Here is a 13,604-nt window from a genome sequence, read left to right as displayed (position 1 = left end):
TCCCGTTTGCTGGTACGTTGAAGGAAGACCAAGATCGGGGGTGACGGGATGGAACGGGAGCATTTGATCAAACCGCTGCTGGATCGCCGTTATCCGAAAATCCATCACGGAAAGGGAGTCTTTTTGTACGACGAGGACGGAAAGGCCTATCTGGACGCCTGTTCGGGAGCGGTGACGGCCGGCATCGGCCACGGCGTCCCTGAGATTCTGGAGGCGATGAAGGAACAGGCGGAAAAGGTCATCTTCGTTTATCGCTCGCAATTCACCAGCGAGCCGGCGGAACGGCTGGCCAAGAAGCTAAGCGAATCGGCTCCGGGCGGGGGGTATTGGACGTTTTTCGTGAACAGCGGATCGGAAGCGACGGAGACGGCGATGAAAATCGCGATCCAACATTGGCAGGAGCGGGGAAAACCGGGCAAAACGATCGTGCTGTCCCGGCGGATGAGCTACCACGGCATTACGCTCGGCGCGCTTTCGATGTCCGGACATGCGGCGAGGAGAAGGCGTTTCGTCCCGCTCCTGGAGGAGTGGCCGGCGGTGCCGGCTCCTTATTGCTACCGCTGCCCGCTGCGATTGACGCATCCGGAATGCGGCCTGGCCTGCGCGGATGAACTGGAAGCCGCCATCCGGCGGCTTGGGGCCGAGCATGTCGCCGCCTTCATCGCCGAGCCGATTATCGGCGCGGCGGGAGGCGCGGTTGTTCCGCCCGAAGGCTATTTTCAGAAGGTCAAGGACATTTGCGAGAGGCACGACGTGCTGTTGATTGCCGACGAAGTGATGACCGGAATCGGCCGGACCGGCGCGATGTTCGCGATGGAGCATTGGGGCGTGGAACCGGATTTGATCGCCCTCGGCAAGGGTATGACCGCGGGATATACCCCAATGGCGGCGGCGATGGCGAAGGATGCGGTTATCGAGCCGATTTTGAACGGTTCGAAATCGGTGATGTCCGGCCATACGTTCAGCGCCAATCCGCTGTCCGCGGCCGTATCGCTTGCCGTGCTGGACTATGTCGAGCAACACGGGCTCGTGCAGGCTGCGGCGGAGAAAGGCGCTTATCTGTCGGAGCGTCTCCGCGAATTGGCGAGCCGGTGCGATATGGTCGGCGACGTACGCGGCAAAGGGCTCCTCTGGGGGCTTGAATTCGTATCGGACCGGACGGCCAAACGACCTTTTCCCGCCGAACGTAACGTAACGGCGCGTATCGTGGACAGAGCGTTCGGGAAAGGGCTGCTTGTCTACCCGGCTTCCGGAGGAGACGACCGAGGCGGGGATGCGATCATCGTCTCGCCCCCCTATACCATAACCTTAGAGGAGTTGGATCAGGCGGTATCCCTGCTGGAGGAGTCGATCCGGGAAACGGCGGAGGAGGTCACGGCATGAACAAGGTCATCTCCTTGGAGGAAGCATTATCGCGGATCAGGGACGGCAGCACCCTGATGTACGGAGGCTTCGGCGGGATCGGCACGCCTCCGACGCTCGTGGAAGGGATTCTGAATCGAGGAATCAAGGATTTGACGCTGATCGGCAACGATACGGGCTTTCCGTGGATCGGCATCGGCCGGCTCGTTACGGAGGGCAGGGTTCGCAGGGCCGTCACCTCCCATATCGGGTCCAATCCGAATGCCGGCCGGCTCATGGAGGAAGGAAAGCTGGACATCGAGTTCTATCCCCAAGGTACGCTGGCGGAAAAAATCCGGGCGGGCGGCGTCGGGCTGGGCGGCATTTTGGTGGACGTCGGGGTCGGCACGATGCTGGAGGAAGGCAAAGAGAAGGTGGTCATCGACGGCCGGACTTACCTGGTCGAACCCGCACTCACGGCAGACGTGGCGATTGTCCATGCGAGCAAAGCGGATCCGTTCGGCAACCTCGTATACGACAAAAGCGGACGCAACTTCAATCCGCTGGTCGCCATGGCCGGCCGAGTGACGATCGCGGAGGCGGACGAAGTCGTGCCCCTGGGCGAGTTGGATCCGGAAGCGATCGTCACACCGGGCATTTTCGTGGATGCGGTCATTGCGGGTAAAGGGGTGAACTGGGCATGGGTATGGGAGAAGCAAGCCGGGACCGAATCGCGAGACGCGCGGCGCGGGAATTGAGAGACGGAATGGTCGTCAATTTAGGGATCGGCATTCCGACGCGGGTTGCGGATTTCATCCCGGAAGGGGTCCATGTCGTGTTCCATGCCGAAAACGGCATCCTGGGCGCGGGACCGTCGCCGCTGCCGGGGGAGGAGGATGCGTTCCTCTGCAACGCGGGCGGTTATCCGGTGACGGTTGTGCCGGGCGCCTCTTATTGCGACAGCGCCGTCGCGTTCGCGATGATCCGACGCGGTTGCATCGATATGACCGTGCTGGGGGCGTTGGAAGTGAGCGGGCAGGGGGATTTGGCGAATTGGATCGTGCCGGGCAAACGGACGGCGGGCATCGGCGGCGCAATGGAGCTGGCCCAGAAAGCGAAGAAGGTAGTCGTGCTGATGAACCATGTCAACCGCGACGGCCAGCCGAAAATCCGGCGGCAATGCGTGTTGCCGTTAACCGCGCAAGCGTGCGTCGACCTGATCGTCACGGACATGGCGGTGATCGAAGTAACGCCGGACGGGTTAGTGCTGCGGGAAGTCATGGCGCCTTATTCCATCGAGGACGTGGTGAATCGGACCGAGGCGGATTTGATCGTGCCGGAGCATGTGGTGGTCAATCCATGAGCGGAGAGAGGAGTTCATGAAAATGCCGCTGAAGGAGCGGGTACACGACTGGTTGAAGCAACATCGAAAGGACGGCATCTCGTTGCTGCAGAACCTCGTCCGCGTTCCAAGTACCGCCGGCAACGAATCGGGGGTTCAGCGGATCGTGGCCGAATGGCTGCGCGACACGGGTTTTGACGTAGAGGCGTGGGAACCGGACGGAGGGAAGTTGGCCGCTCATCCTTATTTTTATTCGCCGCGAGACAGGTTCGAAGGAAGCCCGAACGTCGTCGGGGTGTTACGGGGAACGGGCGGAGGGCGGTCTCTTCTGTTGAACGGCCACGCGGACGTCGTGCCGGAGGGAGACTTGGGTCAGTGGCGGCATCATCCGTACGGCGGGGAGGTTTCCCCGGAGGAGGGTCGGCTGTACGGGCGCGGCGCCTCGGACATGAAAGGGGGCACCGCGTCGCTGCTGCTCGCCGTTCGGGCGCTGCGCGATCTGGGCGTGCGGCTGCGGGGCGACGTCATCCTGCAAAGCGTCATCGAGGAAGAGAGCGGCGGCGCGGGCACGCTGGACGCGATTCTTCGCGGATACCGGGCGGATGCGGCTTTGATTCCGGAGCCGACGAATATGCGGATTTTTCCGAAGCAGCAGGGTTCCATGTGGTTCCGCATCACGGTCCGGGGCAGGTCCGCGCACGGAGGAACGCGGTACGAAGGCGTCAGCGCGATCGAGAAGAGCATGGCCGTCATCCACCATGTGCGGGAATTGGAGGCGGCGAGGAACGCCCGAGTCCGTGATCCGCTCTACGCCGGCAATCCGATTCCGCTTCCGATTAACATCGGCGTCATCGCGGGAGGAAATTGGCCATCTTCCGTCCCGGACACCGTGAAGCTGGAGGGAAGAATCGGCGTCGGCCCCGAAGAGTCGCTCGAGCAGGCGCAGGCGGAAATGGCGGCGTGGCTCGCGCGATTGGGAGAGAACGATCCTTGGTTCGCCTTGTTTCCGCTCGTATTGGAGTGGTTCGGCGCGAGATGGGTGCCGGGCAGCGTGGACCCGGCACACGAGCTGGTCCGCGTGCTGTCGGGGCATTACCGGGATGTGCTTGCCAAGGAGCCGGCAATCGAGGCGTCGCCCTGGGGCACGGACGGAGGGTTACTCACGCGGCTCGCCGACACGCCTTGCGTCGTATTCGGACCGGGCCTCACTCAGATGGCGCATTTCCCGGATGAACACATCGAGCTGGACCGCATGTTCGAGGTTGCAGAGATCGTCGCTCTCACGATCGCCGAATGGTGCGGAATCGAAGAAGACCTTGCCCGCTGAAAGCCGCGGCAAGGTCTTTTTTGTGTGCTCACTCCGTGGCGGGCGGCTGATCGGTTTGGCGGGCGCGGATCAGCTTCTGCTTCATCGCGTCCCGTTTCTCCCGGCGATCCTTGAGCGAGGTGTGATCCGGCGCCTGCTCGTAGATTTTCCTCCTGCCGATCCGGCGCAAATTTTCCGGCACCAAGTTGAATTTTTCGTCTTTGATGAGGGCGATGATGCCCGTGTTCTCCGGCTCTTTGTCGATGCCGTAAATTTCGTTGAAATATTCGTCGGCGCGTCCCGGCACGTAATTTTGCGGCTCGGGGTACCCGACGATGACGCCTTCGTAGTTTCGCAGAATCACTTTATCTTGGCTTTGCGAAATGAGATAGTTCGGCTGGAGCGCGATTTTGCCGCCGCCGCCCGGGGCATCGACGACGAAAGTCGGCACGGCGTAGCCGGAGGTGTGCCCGCGAAGGGATTCGATGATCTCCAGCCCTTTGGAGACGGGGGCGCGAAAATGGCCGATTCCTTCGGACAAGTCGCATTGATAGATGTAGTAGGGGCGGACGCGGATTTTGACGAGCTCGTGCATGAGCCGTTTCATGATGTGCGTGCTGTCGTTGATGCCGGCGAGGATGACGGATTGGTTTCCAAGCGGAACGCCTGCGTCTGCGAGCATGGCGCAAGCCCGTTTGGCTTCCTCCGTTATTTCGAGGGGATGGTTGAAGTGAGTATTCAGCCAAATCGGATGGTATTTGCGGATGAGGTTGCACAGATTCTCGGTGATTCGCTGCGGGAAAACGACGGGAGCGCGCGTTCCGATGCGGATGATTTCGACGTGCGGGATTTCCCTGAGGTTTTTCAAAATGTACTCGAGAATCGTGTCGTTGATCAACAGCCCGTCTCCGCCCGACAGCAGGACGTCGCGGACCTCCGGCGTGCGGCGGATGTAGTCGATCGCGTCGTCCATCTGTTTCTTAGGTACGCCCATCCCGACTTGGCCGGAGAAACGGCGCCGCGTGCAGTACCGGCAGTACATCGAACATTGGTTGGTCACCAAAAACAGGACGCGGTCGGGATAGCGGTGCGTCAGCCCCGGCGTCGGAGAGTCCTCATCCTCGAAAAGCGGGTCCTCGAGATCGTACTTCGTCTTCAGCAGCTCCGCCGAAATGGGGACCGACTGCATCCGGATCGGGCAGCGCGGATCGTCCGGGTGCATAAGCGACGCGTAGTAAGGGGTGATGTTAAGCGGGATCGTTTGGGTGGAAATCCGGACGCCTTCCTCCTCATCCGGCGTGAGATTGACGACTTGCTTGAGCTCATCCAGCGTTTTGATCGTGTGCGTGAGCTGCCAGATCCAATCGTTCCATTGTTCATCCGTGACGTCTTTCCACAACGCGATTTCTTTCCAATGCCGCTTGCTGCTCAGAGGAACGTTGGCGGTTCCCCCTTGGATTTCGCCGGCGGGCATGTTCATGTATCGCACCTCCAAGAGATTGCCTGATGACTCTCTAGAGTTGCAAGTCGCATGCCAGCGACGCCGGACCAAGCACAAAAAAGGCTCCCGCCTGGGGAGCCGATAAGCGATTTCGATTTATGTCGAGAGGGTCCACGCTGTAGCTCGGTTTTGCCCACTTGCATGCTTAAAAATGCCAATTTCAGCGCTGCAGTTCGATTTTCCCCGCTTAGAGGCCGCTTTTGAGATTCATGGTAGAAAATCGCGGTTGCAAGTGTGCAAATCCGAACTAGAACCCATCGTTCAAGACGGAGGACTCGAATAGTTGTGCAAAATCGAACTGCAGATAAAGGCCACTGTCACCTACCCTCGCGGTCCCTTCGGGATACCGTAGCGGGCGAGCTTATATTGCAGCGCCTGGCGCTTGAGCCCGAGCGCTTGCGCAGCGGCGGTGATGTTGTAGCCGTGCGCCTGCATCGCGTCTACGATCGCCTCCCGCTCCATCCGCCGCAAACGCTCCGCCAAATTGTCGTCGACCGACGAAGGCGGAGGCTCCGGCAAGCGCGAAGACACGGACGCGGTCAAAGGAGCATACTTAAATGCCGGCTCCCGCAAGTGGGCAGGCAAGTGATGCTCCTCGATCGTCTCCTCGTCCAGCTCCACCATGTTGAATGCGGACTCGATCGCATGGCCCAATTCCCTCACGTTGCCCGGCCAACCGTAGGCCAGCAGCCGGTCCAGCGCAGGGGGCGAGAGTCCGGCGATTTTCGTCCCGAACATCGGATTGAGCTTCTCGATAAAATGCTCCGCGAGCAGCGGAATGTCATCGAGCCGTTGCTGCAATGGCGGCAGATGCAAGGTGACGACGTTCAGCCGATAGTACAGGTCGTAGCGCAGCAGCCCTTTCTCGAGCGCTTCCTGCGGATCCGAGTTCATCGCGGTAATGATCCGAACGTCCACCTGCTGCTCCTTGGTTCCGCCGACGCGCCGGACCATGCCGTCCTGCAGCACGCGCAGCAGCTTGGCTTGCAAATACAGGTCCAAACTATTCAATTCGTCGAGGAAGAGCGTGCCCCCGCCGGCCTGCTCGAACAGGCCGGGCCGGTCGACGGCTCCGGTGAAGGCGCCCCTGGCGGTACCGAACATGATGCCCTCCAGCAAATCGCCGGGCACGGCCGCGCAGTTCTGCGCGACGAAAGGCCGGTTCCGGCGCGCGCCGGCGTTGTGGATGCTTTGGGCGAACAGTTCCTTGCCGGTTCCCGTCGGCCCGCAGATCATGACGGGGGAGGCGGTGCGGGACGTTTTTTTGGCCAGCGCGAGCGCCTCCGCGAACGGCCGGCTTTTGCCGATCAGGTCGCTGAACTCGTACCGAGCGGTGCCTTTGGTTTTCGCGTCCTTTTCCTTGCCCGGATAAAGCTGGCGCCGAAGGTCGAGGATCTGATCGTGCAGGTTCACGATTCCGGTAATATCCTTGGCGACTTCCAGCGCGCCGATGATCCGGCCGTTCTCGATCAAGGGATACGTGCGGTTGATCGTGGTAATCCGTTTGCCGGCGAGGTTGTAGTACGTTTGGATATGCTCCGGCAGCTCATCGCCCGACCGCAGCGCCTTGGCCAGCGTGCTCGTTTCGTGCGTAAGGGAGGGATAGAGATCGAAAATGTTGCGCCCCAGCACCTGTTCTCGTTCGAAGCCGTCCATTTCCGCCATTTTATCGTTATAGAATACGGTCGTTCCTTCGCGGTCGATCAAATGGACGCCGACATCCACGATATTGAGGATTTTCTCGAAATAAGGGGAGACGAAGCCGCTCCGATCGGACATGCGTTCACCCGCTTCCGCTGGGTTTCGGAAAAACCGCTACTTGTCATTATACAAACGCGGTCTTCCCGCCATGCCGATTAAACGTCCCCGTTGTCCCCTTCTTCCGCGGCCGCTCCGAAATCGCCGAACTCGACCGTTAACGAATATCGGTCCGCGAAACGGCGGAAGTCTTCCATCGCTTTGCCGATATGGCGCGGATCGCCTTCCGGTTCTCCCACGACGACGAGACGGTCTTTCCTGCGGGTATAGGGAATGTGGACTTTTCCGCCGAGCGCCGCGAATATCGAGCGTCCCTTTCCGATCCGCCGCATCGGCCGGAACAACAGCACCATCACGAGAACAAGCCAGCATACGGACAGCGCCATTACGGCGGTCACGGCGAATTGGGAGGCCGTCGACGGCCACGGCCCAACCGCGTTCAACAGGCCCGGACGGGTGCCGATCCCGACATAGATATAGGCAAAAGCGATCACGAGCGTGACGAACCCCCACCGGGCGGCATGTTCCGCGCCGTAAGGGGAGGAAGCGCGGTAAAAATGGCGCCGGGAGACCCACAGCATGACGCAGACGCCAAGCAGGAAGAGGGCTTCTTCGTAGTCAAACGCCTTCGTGAACGTGAAAATCGATCCGGCGGCCAGCAGGGCGATCGTCCATCCGAAAGCCGGCTTGACGCGGTGCGTGATCCCCCAGGACAGTACGATCAACAAGAGACCGATGACGACGCTGAGTTGATGCGACAAACGAAGCAGAGGCGTGGACAGCAGCTCTTCGGCAAAACGCAGCCGAATCAGCAGGCGAGGAGTCGCTGCGGATAACAAAAGCACGAAGCCGCCGGCGAACACGAGTTTGCCGAGCGACCATGCCCCGATCTCCCCGATCGCCCGGCCCTGCTCGGGTCCGCTCCAGAGTTTTTGCCAGGGGTTCAGCACGTAACCCAGGTCCGGCGCTCCGACCGTCTCCGGTTTCCTGCGTCCGAGCAAAGTAAACTCGACCGCCGCCATGACCAAACCGACGAGCCAAGGAATGAGGTAATACGACAGCCGGAACAAGACGAGCACCGCGGCGGCGACCCCCGAAGAGTGTCCCAGCAGGTGGAGGCCGAGCAGAGCCGTCAGATCGAATCCTCCGATACCTCCAGGCGCCATGCAGACCAACCCGGTAATCGCCGCGACCGTGAAAACGCCGAGCCCTTCCGAAAGAGGCAAGCCCGGAAGAAGAAGATTCGCCGTCAGCCAGAACGTCATTCCGGCCATCGTCCACTCGAGCACGGAGAGGCCGACCGTGGTGCCGATCGTGCCCCAATCCATGGGCGACTTTTCCTGCCGGCGAAACCATTTGGCGAGCAGACGGGACCGCTGCAGCAGCAACAGCCCGGGCAAAATGAGCGCATCCCCCCAAACGACCCATCGGATCCAGGGATGCACGCGAAGCACGGACCCCATCGGCAGCCAGCCGAAGAGGCCCGCCCACGCCATCAACGAAAGTCCGGATATCGTCATCGTGGACAGGAAAGCGATCGAAGCGGCAATGGTCGGCATCGGGATGTCCCATTTCCGGTACAGAACGGTTCGGAGCCCGGCGCCGGCAATGCCCGCGAACCCGATGACGCTGTTGGACGTATTGGCGATCCAGGCATATCGGAAAATCGTCCCCGCCGGTATGGGCAGCCGGAAATGTCTGCGGATGATGAGATCGTAACCCCCGATGACCGCGACGGAGAGAAAGGCAAACGCCAGCAGAAGCGCGAGCGAGGAAATTTTCATTTCGCGGATCGAGTGTAGCGTCGTTCCCCAATCGATGCTTTTGAACTCTTTATGCCCCTGGCGATAGACGAAAGCGATCACGGCCGCCGGAACGAGCAGATGCGGCACTTTCCAGCGATTGAGCAGCTGAACCGCCTTCGAGTTTTTGATTTTGGTGAGCGAACCTCGGATCATGGTCATGGCCTACCTCGCTGCGAATGATGTCCTCCGTCTCCCTCATCAGCCTTCCCATTCCTTCCCGGCTTCAAAGCTTGGGACTGCGAAATGGGTACAATAGGATTATCAATTCTTACACGAGAAAAGGAAATCCGAACATGCGAAACTTCGTTTTGTGGCAAGATCCCAAACAACGGAAGCTGCTCTTCAGCGCTGGCCTGAGCTGGCTGTTCGACGCGATGGAGGTCGGACTCATCTCGTTCGTCATGGCTGCGCTTGCCAAGGACTGGCACTTGGGCAAAGAAGCCACCGGGCTGCTTGCCGCCTTCAATTCCCTTGGCATGGCAGCGGGCGCCATCGTCGCGGGATCGCTGGCCGACCGCTTCGGAAGAAGGCCGATCCTGCTTTGGACGCTGTTGATTTTCTCCGCCGCCAGCGGTTTGTCCGCACTGGCGACGGGGTTTGCGGTATTGTGCGCGCTTCGCTTCGTATCCGGTTTCGGATTGGGCGGGGAACTGCCGGTCGCTTCGACTCTCGTATCCGAATCGGTGCCCCCGAAGGAGAGAGGAAGAGCGGTCGTCCTGCTCGAAAGCTTTTGGGCCGCCGGGTGGATCGTATCCGCCCTGATCGCCTATTTCTTCGTTCCGGTCTATGGCTGGAGAGCGGCTTTCGTCATCGGCCTCATTCCGGCCTTGTACGCCCTGTACTTGCGCAGGGCGATCGGCGAATCGCCGCTGTACCAAGGGCGGAAGCGGGACAAGCTTCCGTTCCGTGAACGTTTCGCTTCCGTGTGGTCGGGGAAGTTCCGGCGTTCGACGGTGACGCTGTGGATCCTTTGGTTTACCGTCGTGTTTTCTTACTACGGCATGTTTTTGTGGCTCCCTTCGGTCGTCATGCTGAAGGGCTTTGATCTGGTGAAGAGCTTCCGCTACGTGCTGATCATGTCCTTGGCCCAATTGCCGGGTTATTTCACGGCGGCTTATTTCGTGGAAAAGCTCGGCCGAAAATTTGTCTTGGTCTCCTACTTGCTGCTGACGGCCGTCTGCGCGATCTGGTTCGGCAACTCGAATACGGCGGGCATGCTCGTGACGGCGGGCTTTTGCTTGTCCTTCTTCAATCTGGGCGCATGGGGAGCGATGTACGCCTATACGCCGGAGTTGTATCCGACGGCGATCCGGTCTACGGGCGTCGGCATGGCCGCCTCCTTCGGCCGGCTGGGCGGCGTCATCGGTCCTTACCTGGTTGGAATGCTCGCTGCGCGGGAGGTGCCCATCGGCTCCATTTTCGCGGTTTTCTTCGCGGCCATCCTCATCGGAGCGGCGGCGGTGTTCTTCTGGGGCCAAGAAACGAAAGGTTTGGATCCGGACCGGCCGCGGGAGTTTGGGTAATACGTAAGGAGGAGGTGTCGTTCATGGCAGAGAAACCGGAAACCGTGCCGGAAGTGAAGCCGGCCGCGCCGCCGGAAGTGAAACCGGCGTCCCTGCCGGAAATCAAACCGGCGTCCCAGCCGGAAGTGAAACCAAGCTCCCGTCCCGAAATCGTGCCGAACCAGCCGCCGGAAATCCAACCCGTCATTCCGCCGGAAATCAAGCCAACCTTGCCGTAAAAGACGAAACGAGCAGGGCAGCCCCCGATGTTGCGGGGGCTTTTTTATTATTTTCGGAAATTCGCTTGACCCTTACATTAATGTCATGGTTTACAATGAGATCAACTCGGCGGAAGGAGGAGATGCGGTTGAAAATCGGAGAATTGGCGGAGCGCACCGGGGTCAGCATCCGATCGCTTCGCTACTACGAACAGCAGGGATTGCTGACGCCGCTGCGCCAAGAAAACGGGTACCGGGAATATTCGACGCTCGCGGAGGAGCAGGTCAAAACGATCCAGCTTTATTTGAACTTGGGGTTGTCGACCGATCAAATCGCGGGGTTCCTGCATTGCGTGCTTAAAAACAAAGAGGCTTTCTGCGAGGAAGTGCTGCCGCTGTACCGGCAAAAGCTTGAGGAGATCGATGCGCAAATCCATCTGCTCAGCGGCATTCGGCAAAACTTGCTTGACCGCATCAATTCCATTTTGCGGGAACGCAACCCAAACGGACAGGAGGAACAACAATGAGCGTACAAGAGGTAAATGATTCGACTTTCGATTCTTCGATCGCTAAACAAGGCTTGACGCTGGTCGATTTCGGTGCGGTATGGTGCCCGCCCTGCAAGGCTTTGCTGCCCATCATGGACACCTTGTCCACGGAACGCGGGGATGCGCTTCGCGTGTTGAAAGTCGATTGCGACGATTCTCCGGAAACGGCAAGCCGGTACGGCGTCATGTCGATGCCGACCGTCATCGTGTTCCACGACGGCGAGCCGGTGGAGAAACTCGTCGGGCTCCGCCCGAAAAGCGCGTATGAAAACGTGTTGGACAAATACGCGGTGAAAGCGTAAGGAGAGGGCGGCTGCCGGATTCGAACCGGCAGTCTTTTTTTTCAGCCCTTCGCTTTTAACGATGGAAAGAAGCGTACAGTCCCTGGGCGATGAGTTCCGCCATGCCCATGACAAGATGCAGGCGCGTGTTCTGAAGGACGAAATATTCCATGAAGCCTCCGATGTTGACGACGCCGGAGACGTGGATTTCTCCGACGGGAGAGAGTTCCTTGTTGACGCCCGCTCCGGGACGTATCGGGCCCTCCCCGACATGGATGTTGCCCACGCTTGCGGCTTTGCCTAAACACGCATCCACGCCCACGATGAAGGGATGGCGGAACCTGCGGTGAATCAGGTCGAGCGTCTCGTCAAGATTCATGGCGTGAACAGGCTGCTCCAGCGTGCCGAACACGTCGAATGCCGGGGAACGGTATTTACTCAAGACGGAGCCGGTGATCGGACCCAGCGAGTCGCCGGTCGACCGGTCCGTTCCCAGGCAGACGACGACGATTCTGCGATCTGCGGGCAGCCAGCGCGTGTAGAAGCTGAGCTTGTCCGAGATCAGGGCAGGGGCTTCGGGATCCGTATACGCGATTTTCAAAGGAACGTTCGGCTGGGGGGCCAAATTCAAAGCCTTCACCTCATCGGTTTCTCGTTTATATCCCGTATGATACATAATGTAGCATTCGAAGTCTGTCGCATTTCGCTGCCGAATCGCGATTATTCGTTTTTTGTTTCGACATGAACGGGTTCGAAAAGGCTATAATAGGGATATGAGAGCCGAGAGGGGAGCCGAAATGCGCAAGAACGTCAAAATCAACGGCAAAGAGATGAACGTCGAATTCATCGGTTATTACGATTCGCCGTATGGGGAATTGCTGTTTACGCAGGTCATGTGCGACGTCTTCATGCCGGGCAACGAAGTGGTGCCGGTGGAAGTGGAGAAGGAACAGATCCGGAGAGTCGTCGAAGCCTTCAAAAAGCGCAAAGCGCTGTACGATGAAGTCCGGCAAGAGAACGTGAAGGGCAAATCGTATTACGTCATCAATCCGCGGATGCGGTACGACTTGGGATGGTTGGAAGGCAAGCAGAAGGTGATCTTGTCCAAAGACAAGCCGCCGGTGTACGAGCGCGAAGGTACGGCGCTGCTGAATTCGGCCGAGCCGGCGAAGAAGGAAAGCAAACCGCGCATGCCGTCCGGTTCCCGCAGGGAGTATCTCGACAAGCAAGGGTTCAGGTTCAACGAGGCAACCCGCAACTGGGAGATCGGCACCATCCGTTTCCCGGACGCTTTGGTCGATAAGCCGGTGACGGACGAGGAGTTCATCCAAGGCATGACGCGCCTGCTCGAAGCGGACCGTCAAAAGGGCCGAGGGTCGAAAGGCCAACCGAAAACGACATAAGGCGGAAACTTCGCCGAGTATGAAGGACATTCCAACGGTTCGCCCGTTCGAATGTCCTCCTTTGTTTTTCGCGCACGCCAAACATTAACGTTGACGTTAAGGTTAATTAGGTGGTATGTTAGAAAACGTGATGAAAAGCGGAAAGGAGGGGCTTTAAATCGCCACGTACAAAATCGAGGAAGTCGCCAAAATGTGCGGATTGACGAAACGGACCATCCGATACTACGAGGAGATCGGCCTCCTGTTTCCCCCGGAACGCAGCGAAGGCGGCTATCGCCTTTACTCCGAAAAACACGTCGAAAGGCTGAAGCAGATTTTGAACGCCCGCGACGTGCTGGGCAGCTCCTTGCAGGAGCTGCAAGAGTACATCGCGGTGATCGAGGAGTTTCAGCAGCTCCGGCAAGGGATCCACGAGATCCGCGAGGAAAAGGCGAAGTTGGAGAAACTGGAAGGGTTGGAACGCACGATCGGTCTCCAACTGACGATGATCGACCAGAAGCTGGAGAAGCTGACCGGATTCCGCGCCGAGGTTATGGAATTGAACGATCGGGTTCAAGAAGCCAAACGCAAAATTATCAGTCATCAGGAGTGAAGTTATT

The 13,604-nt window shown here is 59.3% G+C and carries 14 protein-coding genes; 10 read left to right on the top strand and 4 right to left on the bottom strand.

What is annotated here, in order from left to right; all coding sequences use genetic code 11:
* The first annotated feature begins 48 nt into the window (after positions 1 to 48).
* From EAV92_RS13080 to EAV92_RS13065, 4 genes are read left to right on the top strand one after another with little or no spacing between them, the layout of a single operon-like run.
* Positions 49 to 1,383, top strand: a complete 1,335-nt coding sequence (locus EAV92_RS13080) for an aspartate aminotransferase family protein (RefSeq protein WP_123041505.1) — start codon at positions 49 to 51, stop codon at positions 1,381 to 1,383.
* Entirely contained in the window at positions 1,380 to 2,099 is a 720-nt protein-coding gene (locus EAV92_RS13075) for a CoA transferase subunit A (RefSeq protein ID WP_123041504.1), read from the top strand. Before EAV92_RS13080 ends, EAV92_RS13075 begins: the two co-directional genes overlap by 4 nt.
* A complete protein-coding gene (locus EAV92_RS13070) occupies positions 2,042 to 2,704 on the top strand; it encodes a 3-oxoacid CoA-transferase subunit B (protein ID WP_123041503.1) in 663 nt (220 codons plus the stop codon). Before EAV92_RS13075 ends, EAV92_RS13070 begins: the two co-directional genes overlap by 58 nt.
* 22 nt (positions 2,705 to 2,726) lie before the next feature.
* Complete coding sequence (locus tag EAV92_RS13065; protein ID WP_123043715.1) at positions 2,727 to 4,010, top strand: peptidase; 1,284 nt, start codon at positions 2,727 to 2,729, stop codon at positions 4,008 to 4,010.
* A gap of 28 nt (positions 4,011 to 4,038) precedes the next feature.
* On the opposite strand, the gene kamA is transcribed toward EAV92_RS13065, so the two are convergent.
* From kamA to EAV92_RS13050, 3 genes are all read right to left on the bottom strand, one after another.
* On the bottom strand, positions 4,039 to 5,463 hold the full coding sequence (kamA, locus tag EAV92_RS13060) for a lysine 2,3-aminomutase (protein WP_123043714.1): 1,425 nt from the start codon (positions 5,461 to 5,463) through the stop codon (positions 4,039 to 4,041).
* A 348-nt stretch (positions 5,464 to 5,811) separates the two neighbouring features.
* The gene (locus EAV92_RS13055; RefSeq protein WP_123041502.1) at positions 5,812 to 7,269 is read right to left on the bottom strand and encodes a sigma-54 interaction domain-containing protein; all 1,458 of its coding nucleotides are present in this window, start codon (positions 7,267 to 7,269) and stop codon (positions 5,812 to 5,814) included.
* Between the two features lie 77 nt (positions 7,270 to 7,346).
* A complete protein-coding gene (locus EAV92_RS13050; protein WP_123041501.1) occupies positions 7,347 to 9,212 on the bottom strand; it encodes a lysylphosphatidylglycerol synthase domain-containing protein in 1,866 nt (621 codons plus the stop codon).
* A 134-nt stretch (positions 9,213 to 9,346) separates the two neighbouring features.
* On the opposite strand from EAV92_RS13050, the gene EAV92_RS13045 reads away from it, so the two are divergent.
* The 4 genes from EAV92_RS13045 (at position 9,347) to trxA (ending at position 11,623) form a co-directional block, all read left to right on the top strand.
* Complete coding sequence (locus tag EAV92_RS13045; RefSeq protein ID WP_123041500.1) at positions 9,347 to 10,576, top strand: MFS transporter; 1,230 nt, start codon at positions 9,347 to 9,349, stop codon at positions 10,574 to 10,576.
* A gap of 23 nt (positions 10,577 to 10,599) precedes the next feature.
* Entirely contained in the window at positions 10,600 to 10,794 is a 195-nt protein-coding gene (locus EAV92_RS13040; RefSeq protein ID WP_123041499.1) for a hypothetical protein, read from the top strand.
* A gap of 128 nt (positions 10,795 to 10,922) precedes the next feature.
* Positions 10,923 to 11,300, top strand: coding sequence for a MerR family transcriptional regulator (locus tag EAV92_RS13035; protein ID WP_123041498.1), 378 nt, complete (start codon positions 10,923 to 10,925; stop codon positions 11,298 to 11,300).
* Positions 11,297 to 11,623, top strand: a complete 327-nt coding sequence (gene trxA, locus EAV92_RS13030; protein ID WP_123041497.1) for a thioredoxin — start codon at positions 11,297 to 11,299, stop codon at positions 11,621 to 11,623. The genes EAV92_RS13035 and trxA overlap by 4 nt, the downstream gene beginning before the upstream one ends.
* Before the next feature lie 55 nt (positions 11,624 to 11,678).
* Here trxA and yyaC read toward each other — a convergent pair whose 3' ends face one another.
* Positions 11,679 to 12,233, bottom strand: a complete 555-nt coding sequence (gene yyaC / locus EAV92_RS13025; protein ID WP_241158265.1) for a spore protease YyaC — start codon at positions 12,231 to 12,233, stop codon at positions 11,679 to 11,681.
* A gap of 166 nt (positions 12,234 to 12,399) precedes the next feature.
* Here yyaC and EAV92_RS13020 point away from each other — a divergent pair, with 166 nt between their 5' ends.
* Positions 12,400 to 13,005: a hypothetical protein gene (locus tag EAV92_RS13020; protein ID WP_123041495.1), complete on the top strand. Its 606-nt coding sequence runs from the start codon at positions 12,400 to 12,402 to the stop codon at positions 13,003 to 13,005.
* A gap of 190 nt (positions 13,006 to 13,195) precedes the next feature.
* Positions 13,196 to 13,597: a MerR family transcriptional regulator gene (locus tag EAV92_RS13015; RefSeq protein ID WP_241158264.1), complete on the top strand. Its 402-nt coding sequence runs from the start codon at positions 13,196 to 13,198 to the stop codon at positions 13,595 to 13,597.
* Positions 13,598 to 13,604 lie beyond the last annotated feature (7 nt).

The organism is Cohnella candidum (genome assembly GCF_003713065.1).
GTDB lineage: Bacteria > Bacillota > Bacilli > Paenibacillales > Paenibacillaceae > Cohnella > Cohnella candidum.
Note: the sequence above shows the minus strand (reverse complement) of the source record. Positions and strands in the feature narration are given on the sequence as shown.